Consider the following 21,392-nt stretch of genomic DNA (forward strand, 5'->3'; position numbering starts at 1 on the left):
TAGATGGCTCGGAATTAACCAAACAATATTATGATCAAAAGATGAAAAAGACGAATCCTGTCTCTTGGGTACCTACTGTCTATTTTGCCATGGGGCTTCCTTATGTTGTGTTATCAATGGTATCGGTTTTAATGTTCTCGGATATGGAAGTATCTGATGCTCAAATAGCATTTTGGACTTCCTTAATTATGCTTCCGTGGACCTTGAAACCTCTTTGGAGCCCTTTTCTGGAGATGTTTAAGACGAAGAAGCACTTTGTGGTGATTACTCAGATAGTGACCGGCGTGGGATTTGCTTTGGTTGCACTTTCGTTGCCTTTACCCAGTTTCTTTTGCTATGCGATTGCGTTGATGGGAGTGATTGCATTTAGTGGAGCCACACATGACATTGCAGGAGATGGTGTCTATCTTTCTGAGTTGAATCCCGTTCAACAAGCAAAATACATCGGCTGGCAAGGGGCTTTCTATAATCTGGCTAAAATATTGGCCAATGGAGGATTGGTTTATTTAGCTGGTTCACTGAAAGAAACATTTGGAATCGTACATTCATGGATGATCATTATGGGTATTTGCGCCATTATCATGATATGTGTCAGCTTCTACCATATGAAAATGTTACCTTCGGGAGGTGCGGCAGCTAGTGAGATACGCACAGTAAATGATAGCTTGAATAAATTGTGGGAAGTTATTCGCTCCTTTTTTGCAAAAAAACATATTGTCTGGTATATTGTCTTTATTATACTTTATCGTTTTGCCGAAGGATATGCCATGAAGATTGTTCCTTTGTTCCTCAAAGCTCCCGTAGGAAATGGAGGATTGGGATTGGCTGTAAAGGATATTGGCTTGATTTATGGAACGTTTGGGGCTGCTGCCTTTATTTTGGGTTCCATTTTGGCTGGTTATTATATTTCTGCTAGAGGACTGAAAAAGGTTCTATTTTCTCTCTGCTGTGCCTTTAATATTCCTTTTTTAGTATATTTCCTCTTGGCTTTTTATCAACCTTCGGGGCTTGGGGTCGTTGCAACGGCTATCATCTTTGAATATCTGGGTTATGGCTTTGGCTTTGCAGGGCTCATCTTGTTCATGATGCAGCAAGTTGCTCCCGGTAAACATCAAATGGCTCACTATGCTTTTGCCACGGGTATTATGAATTTAGGTGTGATGATTCCGGGTATGATGAGTGGTTATCTGAGTGATTGGTTGGGTTATGAACACTTCTTTATTTGGGTGTTGATTGCTACTATTCCTGCTTTTATTGTAACTTGGCTAGTGCCGTTTACCTATAGTGATAGTAAATAAAATAATAATAATGAAGCGTCCGATGCTTCCTTTATAAACTTTAAGTAAGAGTATGAAAGAAATTAAGATTGCAGGTGTAGCCCTGCCGGATATGCCGTGGGAAGAACGTCCGGACGGCTGTAAAGATGTTGTATGGCGTTGTTCAGCCAACCCCATTATACCTCGTAATTTGCTTCCTACGTCAAACAGTATTTTCAATAGTGCCGTGGTAACCTTTAACGAAGGGTATGCCGGTGTATTTCGTTGTGATGATACGAATCGCAGAATGCGTCTGCATGTAGGTTTTAGTAAAGACGCCATTCATTGGCATATCAATGAAGAACCTTTGACTTTTGAGTGTGAGGACGAAGAGATCGGAGCATGGGTGTATGGATATGACCCTCGGGTTTGTTTCATCGATGACCGCTATTATGTTACTTGGTGCAACTGCTATCATGGCCCAACAATAGGGGTAGCTTACACCTTTGACTTTGAAACTTTCTACCAGTTGGAGAATGCATTTATTCCTTTTAATCGAAATGGAGTCATGTTCCCAAGGAAGATCAACGGAAACTTTGCTATGCTAAGTCGCCCGAGCGATAATGGACATACTCCCTTTGGAGATATTTTTTATAGTGAATCTCCCGATCTAGACTTCTGGGGACATCATAGACATGTTATGTCGCCGTCGAAATTTGAAGTTAGCGCTTGGCAATGTACCAAGATTGGTGCCGGCCCTATCCCGATAGAAACATCCGAAGGATGGTTGTTGATCTATCACGGCGTGTTGGCTTCTTGTAACGGATTTGTATATAGCTTTGGTTCGGCACTACTCGACTTAGACCAACCATGGAAGGTGAAATATCGCTCGGGTCCTTACCTGCTTTCTCCGCAAAAAGAGTACGAATGTATGGGTGATGTACCCAATGTGTGCTTCCCGTGTGCTGCACTTCATGATGCGGATACTGGACGCATTGCCATCTATTATGGGTGCGCCGATACGGTAACCGGATTGGCTTTCGGTTATATACCGGAAATCATTGAGTTTACCAAGCGTACAAGTATTATTTAATTCTCATTTTCGGCTGAATAATCATGAAACGATTTTTATTAACTAACACACTGACCATCTTCTTTCTCCTTTCTTATGGAAGGGGAGGAGATGGTCTCCCCCTTCTTAATTACGTTAACCCCTTTATTGGTACGACTAATTTCGGTACGACTAACCCCGGAGCCGTTTGTCCCGGTGGAATGATGTCGGTAGTACCATTTAATGTGATGGGTTCAGCTGATAATAAATATGATAAAGATGCTCGATGGTGGTCCACGGCTTACGAATATAGTAATTGCTACTTTACCGGATTTTCGCATGTAAATCTTAGTGGAGTAGGTTGTCCGGAGTTAGGATCGCTTTTGTTGATGGCCACTACCGGAGAACTGAATGTAGATTATAAAACGTATGGTAGTCGTTATCGTGACGAGCAGGCATCACCCGGATACTATACGAACTATCTGACAAAGTATAATGTAAAGTCAGAAGTCTCGGCTACTCCACGTACAGGAATTACTCGCTTTACCTTTCCCAAGGGACAAAGTCACATTTTGCTCAACTTAGGCGAAGGCCTTACCAACGAAAGTGGAGCATTTATGCGTCGGGTAGGAGAGAATGAAGTGGAAGGGATGAAACTTCTGGGTACATTCTGCTACAATCCGCAAGCTGTGTTTCCTATCTACTTTGTGATGAAGGTGAATAAGAAACCTCAGAGTAGTGGATACTGGAAGAAACAGCGAGCCATGACGGGTGTGGAAGCTGAGTGGGATAAAGATAGTGGAAAGAACAAACTCTATACGAACTATAAAAAAGAAATAGCCGGCGATGATATTGGGGTTTATTTTTCTTTCGACACCGAAGACGCGGAACAAGTGGAAGTGCAGATGGGTGTTTCGTTTGTTAGCATAGAGAATGCCCGACTGAATCTGGAAAAAGAACAACCGACTGCCGACTTTGAAGCTGTTCATAAGGCGGCTTGTCAACTATGGAACAATGACCTCTCGCGTATACGTGTGGAGGGAGGTACAGAAGAACAGAAAACAGTATTTTATACAGCTCTTTACCATTTACTGATCCATCCCAATGTTTTGCAAGATGTAAATGGAGAATATCCGGCTATGGAAAGTGAGAAGATACTGACCACAAAAGGCAATCGCTATACTGTTTTCTCTTTGTGGGATACGTATCGGAATGTACATCAACTACTTACTTTAGCTTATCCGGAGCGTCAGATGGATATGGTACGTAGCATGGTTGATATGTATCGTGAACACGGTTGGTTGCCTAAATGGGAACTTTATGGTCGGGAAACACTGACGATGGAAGGAGATCCCAGTATTCCCGTAATTGTAGATTCTTGGATGAAAGGCTTGAGAGATTTCGATGTAGAACTGGCTTATGAAGCGATGCGCAAATCAGCTACCTTGCCGGGAGACAAGAACCTGATGCGTCCCGATAATGATGACTATCTGGCTTTGGGCTTTGTACCACTCCGTGAACAATACGACAATTCTGTCTCTCACGCTTTAGAGTACTACATTGCCGACTATGCGCTCTCTCGCTTTGCCGCTGCTTTAGGCAAGAAAGAAGATGCAGAGCGTTTTTACAAACAGTCGATGAGGTATAAACAGTATTATAACAAGAAATATGGCACTCTTTGCCCATTGTTACCTAATGGTCAATTTTATGCCCCTTTTAATCCGCGACAAGGAGAGAACTTTGAGCCAAGTCCCGGTTTTCATGAAGGGAATGCATGGAACTATACCTTTTATGTGCCGCACGACGTGAAAGGCTTAGCCACATTAATGGGTGGAAAGAAAGCTTTCGTAGAGAAGCTTCAACGAGTTTTTGACGAAGGACTTTATGATCCGGCCAATGAGCCTGATATTGCTTACCCCTATCTTTTCAGTTACTTCAAAGGAGAAGAATGGCGTACGCAGAAAGAAGTGAAACGTTTATTGAATAAGTACTTTACAGCCAAACCCGACGGTATACCCGGTAATGACGATGCTGGAACAATGTCTGCTTGGGTGGTATTCAGCATGATGGGACTTTATCCCGATTGTCCGGGAGTGCCCGAATATACGCTCACTACACCTGTCTTTGATAAGGTAACAATAGCGCTTAATCCTAAATGGTATAAGCAATCGCAACTAGTCATTGAGGTGAAACGTAAGAATTCGAATGAGCTATACACTCATAAAGTACTTTTGGGAGGTAAACCAATTAATGGCTTTCGCATTTCACATGATGAGCTATTGCGTGGAGGCACACTTTCTTTTGAATAATGCACTTTATTTGTTTCTTAGTGATAAAACCAAAGTTTCCTCGTATCGAAAGTACTGGTTTAGCACGTTGAAACCAATCGTTTCAACGTGCTAAACTATTAGTTTTACACCATGGAAAACTAATGAAACTAGTACTTTGAAAGACAGTTATTTGTGAACCAAAAGAAGGATTAGAAGAGGTAGATAATCTTTTAATTCATTGCGGAGAAGTTCCACTGCTTTTTGCTTGTAGCGATCTATGGATTTAATACTCAAATTCATTTCTTCGGCTATCTCAGCGTGTGTTTTTCCTTCAAAGAAGCTTTTTACAAATACCGTTCTATAGCTATCCGGCAGTTTTTTTAGTGTCTCATTCAATAGTTCATATAATTCTTCCAGAGTGTAAACACTTTCAGGTGATGTTGCATAGAGTGGTGCGCGTGTGTTGCACATTACTGCATAATCGATTTCATAGTTTTGGTGCTTTAGGTAGTTGAGGCAACCATTGCGAACACACATCTTTAGAAATGCAATCGTCGTTTCTGATTTAAGTTCGAGTTCGTTGCGTTTGCTCCATAAAGAGGCAAATACGTCCGAGACAATATCTTCCCGGATGTATGAATCATCTATATACCTCTTTGCAAATAGGCAGAAAGGGGCGTAATAGTCTTCGTATAGCTTTTGAAAAAGCTGGTCCTTGGCATTTTCATGGAAGGGAATTTTCATAGAGTTTTCTGGTTCTAGGCAATGTTAGATAGTGCAAATATAGGTTATTAAATTAAATATAGGCAAGCTACTAATCTTTTTTAGTTAAACTGAAAAAAAACTGTTTTTCACTGTCCTTTTCTTATCTTATCAGTTGTATTATATTCGTAATTACAATTTAATAAGAATGTCTTGAAGAAAATTATAGACTATATGGACCCCGAAAAGCTACTCCGTTATTGCGAAGGGAAGTGCACGCCCGATGAACAAATAGAAATTGAACAAGCTGCAGAAAGCTCGGCGGAATTACGTGAAATTATACGTGATTTGCAGCTTTCTTTGGCTCTGCAGAAGGACATAAAGGAGATGGAAGCGATTGACACGCGAACCGCTTTTTTGCGAACAAAGCATAAGATAAAAAAAGAACAGACGATGCAAGTGCGTAGCCAACTGATGCGATATGCTGCTATGCTTACAATACCACTTCTTGTTACTTCTCTCTTATTTGGCTATTTGTATTTTAGCGACTCTTCTGCTGATGAAATGCAGTATGCTGAAGTGAACACGGCTTCGGGTGCTATTATTCGCTACGAGTTACCCGATAAATCTATTGTATGGTTAAACTCGGGTAGTAAACTGCGTTATCCTATCAAATTTAAAGGAGATAAACGTCAGGTGGAACTAGAAGGAGAAGGATACTTTGAAGTGAAGGCGGATAAAGAACATCCTTTCTATGTCAATACATCTACCGGACTGAATGTCTATGTATATGGTACTCATTTTAATGTCAGTGCATATAGCGATGATGATTATGTAGAAGCAGTACTTGCAGAAGGGAGGGTGAATGTCATCGTTCCCGGCAACCAAAGTGAAATCAAATTGGACCCGGGTCAGGGATTGTTATACAATGAATCCACACAGCAGACTAGCAAATCAGAAATTGATATATATGAGAAAACGGCTTGGAAAGATGGCAAACTTATCTTTAGGAATACTTCCTTGGAAGATGTTTTGAAAAAACTTTCCCGTCATTTCAATGTTGACATTCAATTGCATAATCTATCTGGAAAGAAATATAAATACCGTGCTACATTTACCCGAGAAAATCTAAACCAAATTCTTGATTACCTGAGTAAATCAGCCTCTTTGAAATGGAAGTCAGAAGAACCTGTTCAACAGAAAGACGAAACGTTTACACAAAAGAAGATAATAGTAACCTTATATTGATAATCTAAAAAAATGTGATGCCTATGAAATAGAATTAAGTAAAAAAATAAATGGAAGAAAGCTGCCTCACAGCCCTCTTCCACAGTATTGAGACCTCCGGCTAGAGTCTTGAAATTCGTCCGGACGTCATCGTTCAGTTTATTATTAATAATAACAAACTTCAGTTAACCGCAAAGTTATGAAAAAAAATCATTTAATTATTGCATTAAAGCCTAAATGCACTTTAAATCTAAAACTTCCTTTAGTTATGAAGATTAGTTTAGTTTTACTGTTTTTTGTGGTCCTACAACTCCATGCCACAACTGGTTTTGCCCAAAGAACAAGAGGACCCATTAGTAAATCTAATTCCTCTATAGAACAAGTTTTGAATTTAATTGAACAAACTTCTGATTATGTGTTTTTGTATAATGATAAAACAATAAATACAAATAGAATTGTTTCCGTTAATAACAAGAGTGGAAAAATTCCCGAAATACTCGATGAGATATTTCATGGAACGAATATTACCTACACCATTGTAGATAAACAAATTATTCTTTCAACAAACAAAGTGAATGCCGTTGCACAACAGAATGACTTCATTGTTAGAGGAGTAGTGAAAGATGCAAATGGCGAAGCCTTGATTGGTGTTAATATCAAAGTCAAAGGTTCTACTACCGGTACTATAACCGATATCGATGGGAACTTCTCGCTGCAAGCGAAAAAGGGAGCTGTCTTTATTGTCTCGTATACAGGATATACATCAAAGAACATCACTATAGCCGATGCCCGATTATTGAACATCGTTCTTGAAGAAGATCGCATTCAATTGGGTGAAATTGTAGTTACTGCTCTGGGTATTAAGAAAGAGGCAAAATCTCTATCTTACAATGTGCAACAGGTGAGTAGTGACGAAATTACGCGCATAGCAGATGCTAACTTTGTTAATAACTTGAATGGAAAGGTGGCGGGTGTTACCATTAATGCATCTTCATCCGGTGTGGGTGGTTCTTCTCGTGTAGTGATGCGCGGCACCAAGTCTATTAATGGCAATAATAATGCTCTTTATGTAGTAGACGGAATCCCCATGATCGAGATGAATAGAGCTTCGACTCAACCTACTGATTCTTATGAGGGAGCGGGCCAATCGGGTGATCCTATTTCCGGATTGAATCCGGATGATATAGAAAGCATTTCTGTTCTCAGCGGACCCTCTGCTGCTGCTTTGTATGGTAGTGCCGCTGCCAATGGAGTGGTGATGATTACTACTAAGAAAGGGAAGGAAGGACGTACCTTAGTTACTATTTCTAATAACACAACTTTTTCTGCTCCTCTTGTATTACCGAAATTCCAAAACACGTATGGTCCGACTGAGGTAGGTAGCTACTATAGTTGGGGTAGTAAGTTAAATACACCTAGTAATTATGATCCGAAAGATTTCTTTCAGACAGGTTTGAATGTTACTAATACAGCTAGTCTCTCAACGGGTACAGATAAAAATCAGACTTATGTGTCTTTAGGTACTACCAATGCCAACGGAATTATTCATAATAACAACTATGAACGATACAATGCAACAGTTCGCAATGTTGCGAAGATGCTAAAAGATAAACTGACTCTTGATCTTAGTTTTATGCTTAGTTCTGTTAAAGAACAGAATATGACATCACAGGGGTTGTACTTTAATCCGCTGGTTTCGCTTTATCTGTTTCCGGCCGGTGATGATTTTTCTAAAGTTCAGGCTTATCAACGATATGATGCCGGACGTAATTTAATGACTCAGTATTGGCCTTACAGCACAAGTTTGGCTATGCAAAATCCTTATTGGATAACAGAACATATTAATATGCCTAATCATAAAAACCGTTACATGGCTACGGCATCGGTGAAGTATGATTTTGCTAAATGGATTAATTTGAGTGCGCGTGCTAAGATGGACCGCAACAATGAGCGTCGTGAACGCATGTATGATGCCGGAACAAATACATTGTTTGCATCCAAGTATGGCTACTATTCAAAGAGCAATATTGAAAATCAGCAAGTATACGGTGAATTGTTGTTGAATATCAATAAGTACTTTGTTGACAATACCCTCAATGTGACAGCTAATGTGGGAGCAAACTTTGAAAATAATGATTATCAATCTGATTACTTTGGAGGGAAATTAAAGTCAGTAGCCAATCTCTTCACTTTTGGGAATGTAGATCCATCTGAGAAAAATCTGGCTAACCAGTATGCATATCACTTAAAGAAACGTGCGGTATTTGCCAGTGCACAGGTAGGCTATAAATCTAGGGTTTATTTAGATGTGACTGCCCGTAATGATTGGTCATCTACATTTAAAGGAACGAATACCAATTCATTCTTCTATCCTTCTATCGGCCTTTCGGGAATTATAACTGATCTTTTTCATTGTAGTACAGATGTAATGCCTTATATGAAAGTGCGTGTATCGTATTCAGAAGTAGGTAACTCTCCCGAAATGTTCCTCGCTGTTCCTACTTATGCACTGGTCGACGGTGTTCCGGTTACTCAATCTCGTCGTCCTAATCCAAACCTGAAGCCTGAACGTACTAAATCATGGGAAGTAGGTGCTAATTTTGTTTTCTTTAAAAATAGATTGAAGCTGGATGCATCACTATATAGTTCACGGACCTATAACCAATTTTTCGAACGTACGCTTTCTTCTACTACCGGATATAAATCTGAAGTTGTTAATGGAGGTCGTGTAGATAATAAGGGTCTTGAGTTGTCTTTGCGCTATGAGGATCACTGGGGAAACTTTGGTTGGAATTCTTATCTGACTTATTCTTTAAATAAAAATAAGGTGGTAGAACTGCTGCGAGATTATAAGGATCCTTATACACATGAGCTTACTACATTAGATAAAATAGACATGGGAGGAACAAGCATGTACAAGATGATGTTGTTTGAGGGAGGCTCTATTGGCGATATTTACGTCAATACTCTTCGTACCGATGAACACGGAGCTATTTACGTTCACCCTTCTGATCAGCAGGTTGTAACTCAGCCCGATGTTTTTGTAAAAGCCGGCAACAGTGCTCCTAAGTATAACCTTGGTTGGGGCAACACTTTTACTTATAAAAATATTTCATTGGGGTGCTTGTTTACGACCCGTGTAGGTGGTATAGTGGTATCTCAGACACAAGCTACAATGGATGCTTTCGGATCGTCAAAGGCTACTGCCGATGCTCGCGATAATGGAGGAGCTATTGTCAATGGTCGTCCCATCGGAGCAGAAGACTACTACAACAAGATTGGAAGTGTTGGTAGTCAAGGGGGAATTGGATCTATGTACACCTATAGTGCAACCAATGTCCGCTTGGCTGAGTTGTCGTTGGGCTATGAAGTACCGATCACTCAGTATGTGAATTGGATGAAAGGATTGAACGTATCATTTATAGGAAAGAATCTCTTCTTCCTTTATAGAAAGGCTCCGTTTGATCCGGAACTGACTGCAAGTACCGGCACTTACTTTCAAGGCATTGATATGTTTATGTCGCCAAGCTTGCGTAACCTGGGATTTTCTGTGAAAGTTAAATTCTAATCAACCTTAAAATTTAGAAGATATGATATTGAACAAAATATTATCATGGAACAAGCTTTCTGTTATTGGAATGTCTTTGATTCTATTAAATAACACTTCGTGCATTGACTATGCGGATAACGTAAATCCGAATGAAGTCACCGAGGAAATGATGGCGGCGGATAACCTGAAGACAGGGGCCTTTTTCTCACAGATGTTGCGCAGGGTTGTTATCATTAGTGATGGTGGCACACTGGATTCTGACTATCAGATTGCTCAGAATCTGTCGCATGATCTTTTTTCCGGTTATATTGCTGCTACACTGGGTTCTACCAATCACAATGGACAGTATAACTTTCAGGAGCAGTGGGTAAATGCTACTTTTGATTACGCTTATACCGGGATTATGGCTCCTTGGCAGAATATTCATAAAATAGCGACTGAACAGAAATTATCGGAAATTGATGCGTTGGCCACGGTAGTAAAGGTGGAAGGCATGCACCGTATTGCTGATAGCTTCGGTCCGATACCTTATGTGAATTTTGGCTCTTCCAGTCTATACGATCCGATGGATCAGGTTTATAGCAAATTCTTTGAAGAGCTGGATAATGCCATTGAAGTTTTAGGTAACTATGTGAATGGCAATAAAGAGGCGAAATTAATGAGCGATTATGATTACGTATATGGTGGTGATGTAAAAAAGTGGGTGAAATTTGCTAATACGCTACGTTTACGCCTTGCTATTCGCATTGCTTACGCCAATTCTTCGCTAGCTAAGCAAGAAGCTGAAAAATCAACACAAAATGTGTTTGGTTTTATTGAGAGCAAAGCTGATCGTGCTGAGCTTTCACATAATTCATTGAGCTATCATCATCCGTTACAAGAAATTGCTTATAATTTTAACTCAGGTGATTGTCGTCCTGGTGCTTCAATCGTTACTTATATGGGTGGTTTGAATGATCCGCGTATTAGTCGCTATTTTACTAAGGCTACGGCTGATGGTAAATATCATGGTGTACGTATTGGCATCACGACAAGCAATATGAGTAACTACCAAGGTGCTAAAATCTCGAATTTGAACATGGATCGTGCTTCTACTCCTGTAGTGTGGATGACGGCTGCAGAATCATTCTTCCTACGTGCTGAAGGTGCATTACGTGGTTGGAATATGGGAACAGGTACGGCCAAATCATTCTATGAGCAAGGTGTACGTGTGTCATTCGAAGAAAATACTGCTGGTAGTGCCGATACTTATTTGGCTGATGCTACCTCAACTCCAAGCTCTTTCACAGATAATGTTGGTAGTGATAATTATACTTTTAGTAGTAAAGTGACTCCAGCATGGAGCGATAATGCAAACTTTGAAGGACAGCTGGAGCGTATTATTACACAGAAATGGATTGCAATGTACCCTGACGGCCCCGAAGGATGGAGCGAATATCGTCGTACAGGATATCCCGAATTAATTCCTGTTGTGAAAAACAGCAGTAACGGTACCGTAGATGCTCAATTGCAAGTTCGTCGTTTGCCTTATACACGTGACGAAAAGATCAATAATGCTATTGGAGTTGCCAGTGGTATTGCTGCTCTAGGTGGTCAAGATAATGGTGGAACAAAACTATGGTGGGATAAGAAATCTCGATAATATTGGAATGAACATTGTTTAATGTTAAAGATAAATACAATGAAAATAGATATAACAAGCTTGCTGACTTTCTGTATCGGGACATTTCTTCTTTATAGCTGCGATACAGATGTTGAGCCGTTACAAATTCAGAAATTGAATACTTATGATGAGCAATACTTTCAGAATGTGCGTGACTATAAGAAGAGCAATCATGAGATAAGCTATGCTTATTATGAAGGTTGGTCACCGATAGAAGGTGTCACCGGGTATAAAAATCCGGCATCGTGGGGTGAACGTATGGTAGGATTGCCTGACAGTATTGATATCGTTAATCTTTGGATGGGCATACCTACGGCAGAGACTCATCCTATAGCATACAATGACATGAAGTATTGTCAAGAAAAACTAGGAACGCGTTTTGTCATGCATGCCGATGCTTCTAATTATAGACATAAGTTTACGGTTGACGGTGTTGATTACGATCTTAGCCAGAATAAGGATGATGCAGCGATGGCTGCTTATGCAAAGTGGATTGTAAACCAAGTATTGGAACCGGGACTTGATGGTGTGGATGTAGACTGGGAAGGCTGGAGTGGTTCTGACTTAGTAAGACTGGTTAAAGAACTGGCTAAGTATTTCGGTCCTGAAGGTGAACAACCTGACAAATTGCTGATAGTAGATTATTTTAGAGGGGCACCTCCAACAGATATTATACCCTATTGTGATTATATCGTTGAACAAGCTTATAGTAATCAGGTTGGCTTTTTAACCGAGCCTACTGGCTTTCCTTCAGAGAAAATGATCTATTGTGAAACATTCGGTGTCTTTTATGCCGATGGAGGTAGGCTGCTGGATTATGCAAGATGGGAACCCGCCAAAGGTGACAAAGGTGGTTGTGGAGTCTTCTTTTTAGGGAGAAACTATTATTCTGCATCTGGTATACCTTATAATGAATTCCGAAAGGCTATTCAAATAATGAATCCTGCAATAAATAATTAAATAAGAATCATAATGAAAACAGATATATTTAAATATTCTTTATTGGGAGTGGTGTTAGGACTATCGATTATGAGTTGTACTGAAGGTGATAAATTTGACTATGGGAAAACAGTCGTACTTATCACTGGGACAGAAACGACACCTGTAACAAAGTTTGTAGTGGAGGATACCCCCTCTACTTATGCTGTGACAGCTTCTGCAACTAATATAGTGGATAAAGATGTGAAAGTGACATTTGCCATTGATAATTCACAGGTGGAAGCTTATAATAAAGAACATGGGACGAATTATTTTGCGCTTCCTGATGGAGCAGTTACATTAGACGATGCTAATGCGACGATTCAAGCAGGTAAGTCATTTTCAACCCCGACTACCGTAAAAGTGGTTTCTACCGAGAATTTTGCAGAAGGCCGTGTTTATGTTGTTCCGGTTACTATTGCGCAAGTGGATGGTCTTGATGTACTACAATCCTCAAAGACTATCTTCTTGCAGATTTCACGAGTAATTCATTTTACTTCATTAAATATCAGCAATACGAATTTATATAGCAACTTCATTTTTGCTGATGATAAAAAGCAAGAATTATCCAACTTTACTTATGAGATTAAATTCTATTCTGATGATTGGCATATTATTGCCCGTTTGTGTAGTTTTACCTCTAAGGATGAACAACGTTCCAGTATGCTTCGGTTTGGTGAAAACGGGCAAGCTGTAAATGCTTTGCAGTGGGTGAGCCCAACTGGTAGTATTGTGTCGAGTACCCTCTTTAGTACGGGGCGTTGGTATACTGTTTCTTTAACTTATGATGGCAGTAAATTGACAATGTACGTTAATGGCGTAAAAGATGCAGAAGGCGCTGGAGATGGAAAACCTGTAGACTTTCAACGCTTTGAATTGGGCATGTCTTGGACCGGCTATCGTAGTTCTCAGTACTTCCATGGCCGAATTTCAGAAGTTCGAGTGTGGAGCCGCGCCTTGAATCCAGCTGAAATGCAAATGGGGCTTTGTGGGGTTGATCCGCAATCAGAAGGTTTGGTTGCTTACTGGAAAATGAATGAAGGTGAAGGGCATATATTCAAGGATGCAACGGGACATGGCTACGATATGGATTGGACAAACACTGCTCGCGAAATTAGTGAGGGGAAAGGGTTAGTCTATAAATTGGATTATAGCTCGGCAATAGGATGGGATAGTGATGACAAGAATAAATGCAATTAATAAGAGGACGTTATTATGAAAACATATCTATATAAATATTTCTGCGTAAGCTTTATGATGATTGCTACTTTATCACTACAATCTTGCAGTGACAAAGAGAGCTATGACGTTACAGGAAATTCTGCTAATAAAATATATGTTAATACGGGGAAATGGGTCGCAACGAATGCTCCTAAAAGTCTCTATTCTTTTAAAGTGATTCAGACTGAAACGGGTGCCGTTGGTGATGTCCATCTCCAATATCCTGTCCGCTCAACAAGGCCAATGAGTAGTTCCGTGACGGTTAAATCGGAGGTTGATAATTCTTTGATTGCAGCTTTTAATGAGAAATATAAAACGAATTATGTCGCATTTCCTGATGGTGTTTTTGACATGAGCAAAGCGCTAGCGAATATTGTTCAAGGGGATTATATATCAAAAGATTCTATCGAAGTTTCTATTGATCCTTCTAAGCTTTCTTTGCTTACTGAGAAGGCTTATTTAGCTCCTATCAGATTGACCTCTGTTTCCGGCAAAGGTGCAGAAGTAAGTTCCGATTATGCCAATACTACTGTTTATCTTGTGGTTAATATAAAATCTACAGCGGGTTTTTTTACTGCATTAAATATGAATAACCCTGATTTATATAGTAATTATATTGCTCCGGATAACTTAGCTGTTAATTTGGCAAATTACACATACGAAATTAAATGTTATATAAATGCTTGGCATAATACTCCTGAAAAAATCAGTCGTTTGTGCAGTTTTACTTCCAAAAATGAATCAAACTCAAATATGCTTCGTTTTGGTGAGGGGGATGCGGATATAAACTCCTTGCAATGGGCTAAACCTGGGGGCAATATTTTTTCTAATACTCGATTTGATACAGGCAAGTGGTACACCATCTCTTTGACATACGATGGAAGTAAGTTTGTGATGTATGTCAATGGAGATAAAGATGTTGAATCTAATGGAACAGCTAATTGTACTTTTCAACGTTTTGAGTTGGGCATGTCTTGGGAAAATTATCCCTCTAAGCAATACTTTAATGGACGTGTGGCAGAAGTACGTGTCTGGAATCGTGCTTTGACTACCAGTGAGTTAAAACTCGGACTTTGTAGTGTTGATCCTAAGTCTAACGGGTTAGTTGCTTACTGGAAATTGAATGACGGTCAAGGGCATGTATTTAAAGATGCTACTGGTCATGGCTATGATATGGATTGGTCAAAAACATGGAGAGATAATACAGGAGATGGTACACTTAATCAATTTGACAAGAGTACTGCTGTAAATTGGATTACTGATGACAAAAATAAATGTGAGGAGTAATATCATACTTGCTAATTGAATTAGATATTTTTGAGAGGTGATTTTCGTAATTGTAAGTCGCCTCTCTTTCCTGACAATAATTAATATAGCATGAAAAGTTTTACTGTACTATTTGTTTTAGTAGCCGTTTTGGGTAGTCAGCTCTATTCGCAAACTGTTTCTAAAGTTATTTCTTTTGAAGAAAGAGTCTTTGACTTTGGACAAATTAAGGAAAAGGATGGGAAAGTATCTCATACTTTTGTGTTTCGGAATGAAGGTAAGATGCCCATTGCTATAAATGGCGTAACTAGCGGTTGCGGTTGTACAACTTCTAGCTACTCTAAAGAACCTCTTAGAACAGGAAGTAAAGGGAAGGTGACGATTACATTCAATCCTCTTTATCGTCCCGGATTTTTCTCCAAAGAGATCGTCGTTTTGAGTAATGACGGTAAAAACTTTAATCGAATATGGGTGAAAGGTCGAGTTGTTCCGTATGCACATCCTGTGGAGGAAGATTACCCTTATGAATTTGGTGATGGATTGCACCTAAATCTGAAAGTATTAGTTTTTGGTACGCTTGTTTCCGGAAAGACTAATCAAATAGAGTTACGCTATGCCAATGACACTAATAAACCAATGTCGCTAAACTTTATTGTTGCTGGTAGTGACAAAAACTTAAAATTCTCGAATCCTAAAAAAATACTTCCTAAGCAGCGGGGCAAGATGATTTTTAGTTATACAATGCCCAAGAATATTCATGGCGAAAAGGCCATAAATATTTATCCTGTTGTAAATGGGAAGAAACTCTCCAACTGGCTTCAAGCAAAGATTATGGGCGTTTATTAGCTGTTTTCCAGATATTGGATAGGTATTAGAAAGATGTTTATACTTTATCTTTTTTCATATTCTGTCTCGCATGAGACTGGATGAGAAACTTTCTCAACTACTCTGTCTGTTATAGGCTATAAGATATTGCTAAACAGTTTGGCCGATATGTGAAACTTTATATGTTATAATGATATTTCGGCTTCTACTTTGAGGGTATTATTTGCTAATTTCATTCTTTTTACGTTTTTAGTTGCTTATCTCTCTAAAACAGTCTATTTTTGACTACAGATAAAAACGAAATGATTAGGCTGAATAATTTAAGCTTAATTGGAAAGATCTTAAATGACTAATACAGAGGAACGAAAACACCAGTTTGAACAATTCTTCATCATTACCTTCCCTAAAGTGAAGGCCTTTGCCTGGAAGATATTGAAATCAGAAGATGACGCTGAAGATATTGCCCAAGACATTTTTGTGAAGCTATGGGATAATCCTGAGCTTTGGGAAGATTGTGATACATGGAACAGTTATATCTATACCATGGTGCGTAATCATGTTTTCAATTTTCTGAAGCATAAATCAATTGAATGCGCTTATAGGGAGCAATTGGTGCAAGATGATATTCCTTTATATCAAACAGATATTCACGACGAACTCTATGCTAAGGAAATAGAACTTCTGATAAAGCTAACAATAGACAAGATGCCTATACAAAGAAAGACTTGTTTCCTTATGAGTCGTAAGCAGGGAATGAGCAATGCCGAGATTGCAGAAAGACAGAAACTCTCTATCCGTACAGTGGAGCGCCATATTTATCTGGCATTGATGGACTTAAAGAAAACTATTTTATTTTTTTTCTTATATCTATTGAGTAGTTGACTTTTTATAACTGTCTATACAGTATAAAGGCAATTATAAGATGAAAGATTACATCTCCAAGATTATACGTATTTTCACAGACTTCGACCAGAAGCCAGAGATAACCAAAGAGGTGCATCAATGGTTGTTAGATTCCGAACACGCTGATGAGAAAGAAACCGCATTGAAATCATTGTGGGAGAGAACTGAGCAAATGCCCGATGCAAGTACATGGGATTCTCTTGCTGCTGTCTATAAAAAGATGGAAATCGACAAGAAGACCTCTTTCCGCTATCTTCGCCTCTGGCGCTATGCTGCGGCAGCTGTGATCTTGTTGGCTGTTTCGGTTTCTGGTACTTTCTTCCTCACAAAGAACAGATACTCAGAAGTAGCTATGGTGCAACAATTTACACCAGATGGCAACATGAAAACGGTTGAACTGCCTGACGGTAGTTTTGTGCAGACTAACTCTGGTACATTGTTGCTTTATCCGAAAGCTTTCAAAGGAGATACTCGTACTGTTTATTTAATAGGCGAGGCCAATTTCAAAGTGAAGAAGAACCCTGATAAACCTTTTATTGTAAAATCGACAACAATGTCTGTTACTGCATTGGGTACGGAGTTTAATGTAGCTGCTTATCCCGAAAGTAATGAGATTGTGGCTACGTTAATCCATGGGAAAGTATTCGTGGATTGCGGAGAGGGTAAAAGGAATTATATATTATCTCCCGGTCAGGAAGTTACATTCTCGAGAAATACAGGAATGAGCTTTATGAAGAATGCAAACCTTGCTGATGTGACTGCTTGGCAAAAAGGGGAGTTTGTATTTAGAGGCGTTACAATCAAAGGAATTCTATCTACACTAGAACGCCGTTTTAATATGACAATTCAATGTAACGTTAGTTTCTTTAATAATGATAAATATAATTTCCGCTTCCGTAAGAATGCTGATATAACTGAAATATTGGAAGTGATGAAAGAAGTAGTAGGAGGATTTAAATATAAAATAGACGGAAACGTTTGCTATCTGAAGAGTGCTAAATAATTAACAATAAAGATATTAACCTTAAAAACATACGCCATTATGTAAAAAAGTATCCGGAAAAAGGAGGACGCCTGATTCCGGATATGAAATAATCTCTTAGCATTAAAGCATACTGCTTAATTTCTTTGAAGAATAATATTATGAGTTTAACACTAAAAGCGCTACTAAGATATGAATTTATATCGATTAAAAGCTAAATGTATAACATTTTTTTGTTGTTTGCTATTTGTGCAAACACTCCTCTTCGCACAGGAAAATATCAAAATTACGATTGTAAAATCGGATATTTCTTTACGTGAAGCATTGGTCGAGGTAGAAAGACAATCAAATATGTCTGTTGCCTACAACGAGTCTCAACTAAATACGACCAAACGTATCTCTTTGGATATTAAGAGTCAAACTATTGGACAAGCTTTAAATTTTATACTGAAAGGGACAGGTTTCAGTTATAAATTAAGTAATGGCTATATAATGATTTTTGCTGATAAAAAAGAACGCGTCATTCCTAAAAAGATAGAAGGAAAAGTCGTCGATATTAACGGAGAGCCATTGATTGGGGTGAACGTTAAGATAAAGAATGACCCTTCGGGTACTATTACCGATATTGACGGTAACTTTATACTTCAAGCCAGTAAAGGAGATGTTCTTGATTTTTCTTATGTGGGTTATGTCTCACAGAGCGTGAAAATTGTACTTGACTCCAGTTTGTCTGTTGTAATGAAAGAAGATACAAAAGTACTTAGCGAGGTTGTTGTAACTGCGTTAGGTATTAAGAAAGAGGCGAAGGCTTTATCTTATAATGTACAACAGGTTTCTGCTAAAGAAATAGTTGGTGTTAAAGATGCTAACTTTATGAATAGTCTGGCAGGAAAAGTAGCCGGTGTAAACATCAATGCCAGCTCGTCTGGCATCGGTGGTGGAGTCAAGGTTGTGATGCGTGGAGCAAAGTCTATCTCCGGAAATAACAACGCGTTGTATGTCATCGATGGTATTCCGATGCCTTCACTCGAAACGACTCAGCCTTCGGATTACTACACAGGTATGGGGCAAAGCGGTGACGGTGCTTCCATGATTAATCCCGAAGATATCGAGACAATGTCGGTGCTAAGTGGTGCTGCTGCTTCTGCACTCTATGGTAGCGAGGCTGCTAACGGTGTTGTTATGATTACCACAAAAAAAGGCTCAGTCAACAAATTGAACGTGAGCTACTCCAACAACACCTCTTTCTTTGAGCCTTTTGTTACACCGGAGTTCCAAAACACTTATGGTGCCAGTAGCGGCTCATTACAGAGTTGGGGACAGAAACTGGCTCAACCCAGTAGCTACGATCCTATGGACTTCTATCAAACAGGCTTGAATGAGACAAACTCACTGAGCATTAGCAATGGGACAGAGAAAAACCAAACCTTCCTATCTTTGGCAGCTACCAATGCAGAAGGCATTGTAGAAAACAATACGCTCGACAGATACAACTTTAGCATTCGCAACACGACTGATTTGTTGCAAGATAAGCTGCATTTGGATCTGAGCGCTAGTTATATGAATGTTCGCGAGCAAAATATGATTTCTCAAGGACAGTATTTTAACCCTATCGTTTCTACTTACCTGATGTCGCCCAGTTATAGCTTGGATACCTATAAATTGTTTGAAATGTACGACGAAAGCCGAGGTTTTAAGACTCAATATTGGCCTTGGGGAAATATGGGTATCGGTATGCAAAACCCCTATTGGATTACCAATCGCGATAATTTTATTAATCATAAGAACCGTTTCTTGATTAGTGGAGGTTTGAGTTATAATATAGCCAAAGGCATCACATTGGGCGGACGTGCTAAGATGGATTATACTTCTGCTATCTCCGAGAAAAAATATTCAGCTTCTACCGATGCTATCTTTGCACAAAAATATGGAGCATATTATAAAAACAATGAATCAACGCGTCAAATTTATGGCGATATGATGTTGAATATCGATAAGTATTTTGGTGATATCTCATTGGCTGCTAACGTTGGTACTAGCATTAAAGACATTAATTATAATTACTATAGTATAGGCGGCGATTTAAACTCAGTAGCCAATAGTTTTACGCTAAAAAATCTCAATCAAAAAAATGCAAAGTTCGACCAAAACGATTATCACGACCAAACCCAATCACTTTTTGCTACCGCACAGGTGGGATGGCAAAGTAAACTCTACCTTGATTTAACGGGACGAATTGATTGGGCATCGAGTTTAGCTTGGACAGAAAAGAATAATTTGCCTTATGGTTCGGTAGGTCTTTCGGCTATTTTAACCGATCTATTTCCTATCAAGAGTAATGTACTTTCATTCTTGAAGGTTCGTGGTTCTTATAGTGAGGTCGGTAACGCTCCAACGCACTACATTGCTTATCAGACTTATCCTTATGAATCTGGTACGCCTACCTCTACAACTACTTATCCCAATAATGACATTTTGCCCGAACGAACTCACTCATGGGAAGTTGGTTTGCAATCTAATTTCTGGGGTGAGAAGTTAGCGCTTAATGTTTCTTTATATAAAACTTCTACGTTTAACCAGTTGTTCAACCCTTCACTCTCTGCATCTTCGGGTTACACTTCTATTTATATTAATGGTGGTCAGATAGATAATAAAGGTATTGAAGTCAGTTTGTCATTAAATCAACCTCTTGGTAAAGTACAATGGAATTCTTCCTTTACTTATAGTTTGAACCGTAATAAGGTTAAGAAGTTGCTTAAGTCTACTGAACTTTCACCGGGTCTTACAGTTGAACAAGATATACTCGATTTGGGCGGTATCGGCAACGTTATTTCCCGCTTAACCGTAGATGGTTCAATTGGAGACCTCTATGTTACAGCACTGAAGACTGATGAACATGGATACATCGATGTGGACTATGTGAATAACACCGTATCGGTTGATAACAACGCAGGCGAACGTGGTGATGGTTGGGTATATGCCGGAAACTCTCAGGCAAAATACACCATGGGGTGGCGTAACTCTTTCAGCTGGAAAGGTTTTTCTCTTGGTTTTTTGATCAACGCCCGCGTGGGAGGTGTCGGAGTGTCAATGACACAAGCCTTGATGGATGCTTACGGCACATCTAAGGCATCAGCCGATGCTCGTGATGCTGGTGGTGTGATGATTAACGGTTATTTGGTTCCTGCTGCTCAAAAATATTACCAGGCGGTAGGTACGGGTGCAAGTTCTATGTATGTGTATAGCGCTACTAACATCCGTCTGGCAGAACTTACATTGGGTTATGATTTACCCGTGACTAAATGGGTTCCTTGGATTCAGGGCATGAACGTGGCCTTTACCGGACGCAATCTCTTTATGCTCTACTGTAAGGCTCCTTTCGATCCTGAATTGACGGCCAGCACTGGCACTCACTTCAGTGGAATGGACTACTTCATGTTGCCGAGCTTGCGTAACATTGGATTCTCTGTAAAACTTAACTTCTAAAGTACCATTAAG

At 39.4% G+C, this 21,392-nt stretch carries 14 protein-coding genes; 13 read left to right on the forward strand and 1 reads right to left on the reverse strand.

Annotation, left to right across the window (positions count from 1 at the left end):
* Positions 1-41 precede the first annotated feature (41 nt).
* The 3 genes from BQ5338_RS00610 to BQ5338_RS00620 are packed head-to-tail and all read left to right on the forward strand — an operon-like array spanning position 42 to position 4,616.
* A complete protein-coding gene (locus tag BQ5338_RS00610; protein WP_071144902.1) occupies positions 42-1,298 on the forward strand; it encodes an MFS transporter in 1,257 nt (418 codons plus the stop codon).
* A 52-nt stretch (positions 1,299-1,350) separates the two neighbouring features.
* Positions 1,351-2,349: a glycoside hydrolase family 130 protein gene (locus BQ5338_RS00615; RefSeq protein WP_071144903.1), complete on the forward strand. Its 999-nt coding sequence runs from the start codon at positions 1,351-1,353 to the stop codon at positions 2,347-2,349.
* Between the two features lie 23 nt (positions 2,350-2,372).
* Positions 2,373-4,616: a GH92 family glycosyl hydrolase gene (locus tag BQ5338_RS00620; protein ID WP_071144904.1), complete on the forward strand. Its 2,244-nt coding sequence runs from the start codon at positions 2,373-2,375 to the stop codon at positions 4,614-4,616.
* Between the two features lie 147 nt (positions 4,617-4,763).
* Here the strand turns inward: BQ5338_RS00620 and BQ5338_RS00625 are convergent, their stop codons facing one another.
* Positions 4,764-5,321 (reverse strand): RNA polymerase sigma-70 factor, encoded by a 558-nt coding sequence (locus BQ5338_RS00625; RefSeq protein WP_071144905.1) that lies wholly within the window; start codon positions 5,319-5,321, stop codon positions 4,764-4,766.
* 345 nt (positions 5,322-5,666) lie between these two features.
* Here BQ5338_RS00625 and BQ5338_RS00630 point away from each other — a divergent pair, with 345 nt between their 5' ends.
* The 10 genes from BQ5338_RS00630 (at position 5,667) to BQ5338_RS00675 (ending at position 21,380) form a co-directional block, all read left to right on the forward strand.
* Positions 5,667-6,527 (forward strand): FecR family protein, encoded by an 861-nt coding sequence (locus BQ5338_RS00630; protein WP_235816350.1) that lies wholly within the window; start codon positions 5,667-5,669, stop codon positions 6,525-6,527.
* 247 nt (positions 6,528-6,774) lie between these two features.
* Positions 6,775-10,074: a SusC/RagA family TonB-linked outer membrane protein gene (locus BQ5338_RS00635; protein ID WP_071144959.1), complete on the forward strand. Its 3,300-nt coding sequence runs from the start codon at positions 6,775-6,777 to the stop codon at positions 10,072-10,074.
* Positions 10,075-10,096: 22 nt separating this feature from the next.
* Positions 10,097-11,698, forward strand: a complete 1,602-nt coding sequence (locus tag BQ5338_RS00640; RefSeq protein ID WP_071144906.1) for a RagB/SusD family nutrient uptake outer membrane protein — start codon at positions 10,097-10,099, stop codon at positions 11,696-11,698.
* 39 nt (positions 11,699-11,737) lie between these two features.
* A complete protein-coding gene (locus tag BQ5338_RS00645; protein ID WP_071144960.1) occupies positions 11,738-12,679 on the forward strand; it encodes an endo-beta-N-acetylglucosaminidase family protein in 942 nt (313 codons plus the stop codon).
* Positions 12,680-12,691: 12 nt separating this feature from the next.
* Positions 12,692-13,897 (forward strand): DUF1735 and LamG domain-containing protein, encoded by a 1,206-nt coding sequence (locus BQ5338_RS00650; RefSeq protein WP_071144907.1) that lies wholly within the window; start codon positions 12,692-12,694, stop codon positions 13,895-13,897.
* Positions 13,898-13,912: 15 nt separating this feature from the next.
* Entirely contained in the window at positions 13,913-15,205 is a 1,293-nt protein-coding gene (locus tag BQ5338_RS00655) for a DUF1735 and LamG domain-containing protein (RefSeq protein WP_071144908.1), read from the forward strand.
* Positions 15,206-15,295: 90 nt separating this feature from the next.
* The gene (locus BQ5338_RS00660) at positions 15,296-16,030 is read left to right on the forward strand and encodes a DUF1573 domain-containing protein (protein ID WP_071144909.1); all 735 of its coding nucleotides are present in this window, start codon (positions 15,296-15,298) and stop codon (positions 16,028-16,030) included.
* A gap of 324 nt (positions 16,031-16,354) precedes the next feature.
* Entirely contained in the window at positions 16,355-16,891 is a 537-nt protein-coding gene (locus BQ5338_RS00665; RefSeq protein WP_071144910.1) for an RNA polymerase sigma-70 factor, read from the forward strand.
* Between the two features lie 40 nt (positions 16,892-16,931).
* A complete protein-coding gene (locus BQ5338_RS00670; RefSeq protein WP_071144911.1) occupies positions 16,932-17,915 on the forward strand; it encodes a FecR family protein in 984 nt (327 codons plus the stop codon).
* Positions 17,916-18,086: 171 nt separating this feature from the next.
* The gene (locus BQ5338_RS00675) at positions 18,087-21,380 is read left to right on the forward strand and encodes a SusC/RagA family TonB-linked outer membrane protein (protein WP_078063341.1); all 3,294 of its coding nucleotides are present in this window, start codon (positions 18,087-18,089) and stop codon (positions 21,378-21,380) included.
* Positions 21,381-21,392 lie beyond the last annotated feature (12 nt).

The organism is Bacteroides ihuae, assembly GCF_900104585.1.
Lineage (GTDB): Bacteria > Bacteroidota > Bacteroidia > Bacteroidales > Bacteroidaceae > Bacteroides > Bacteroides ihuae.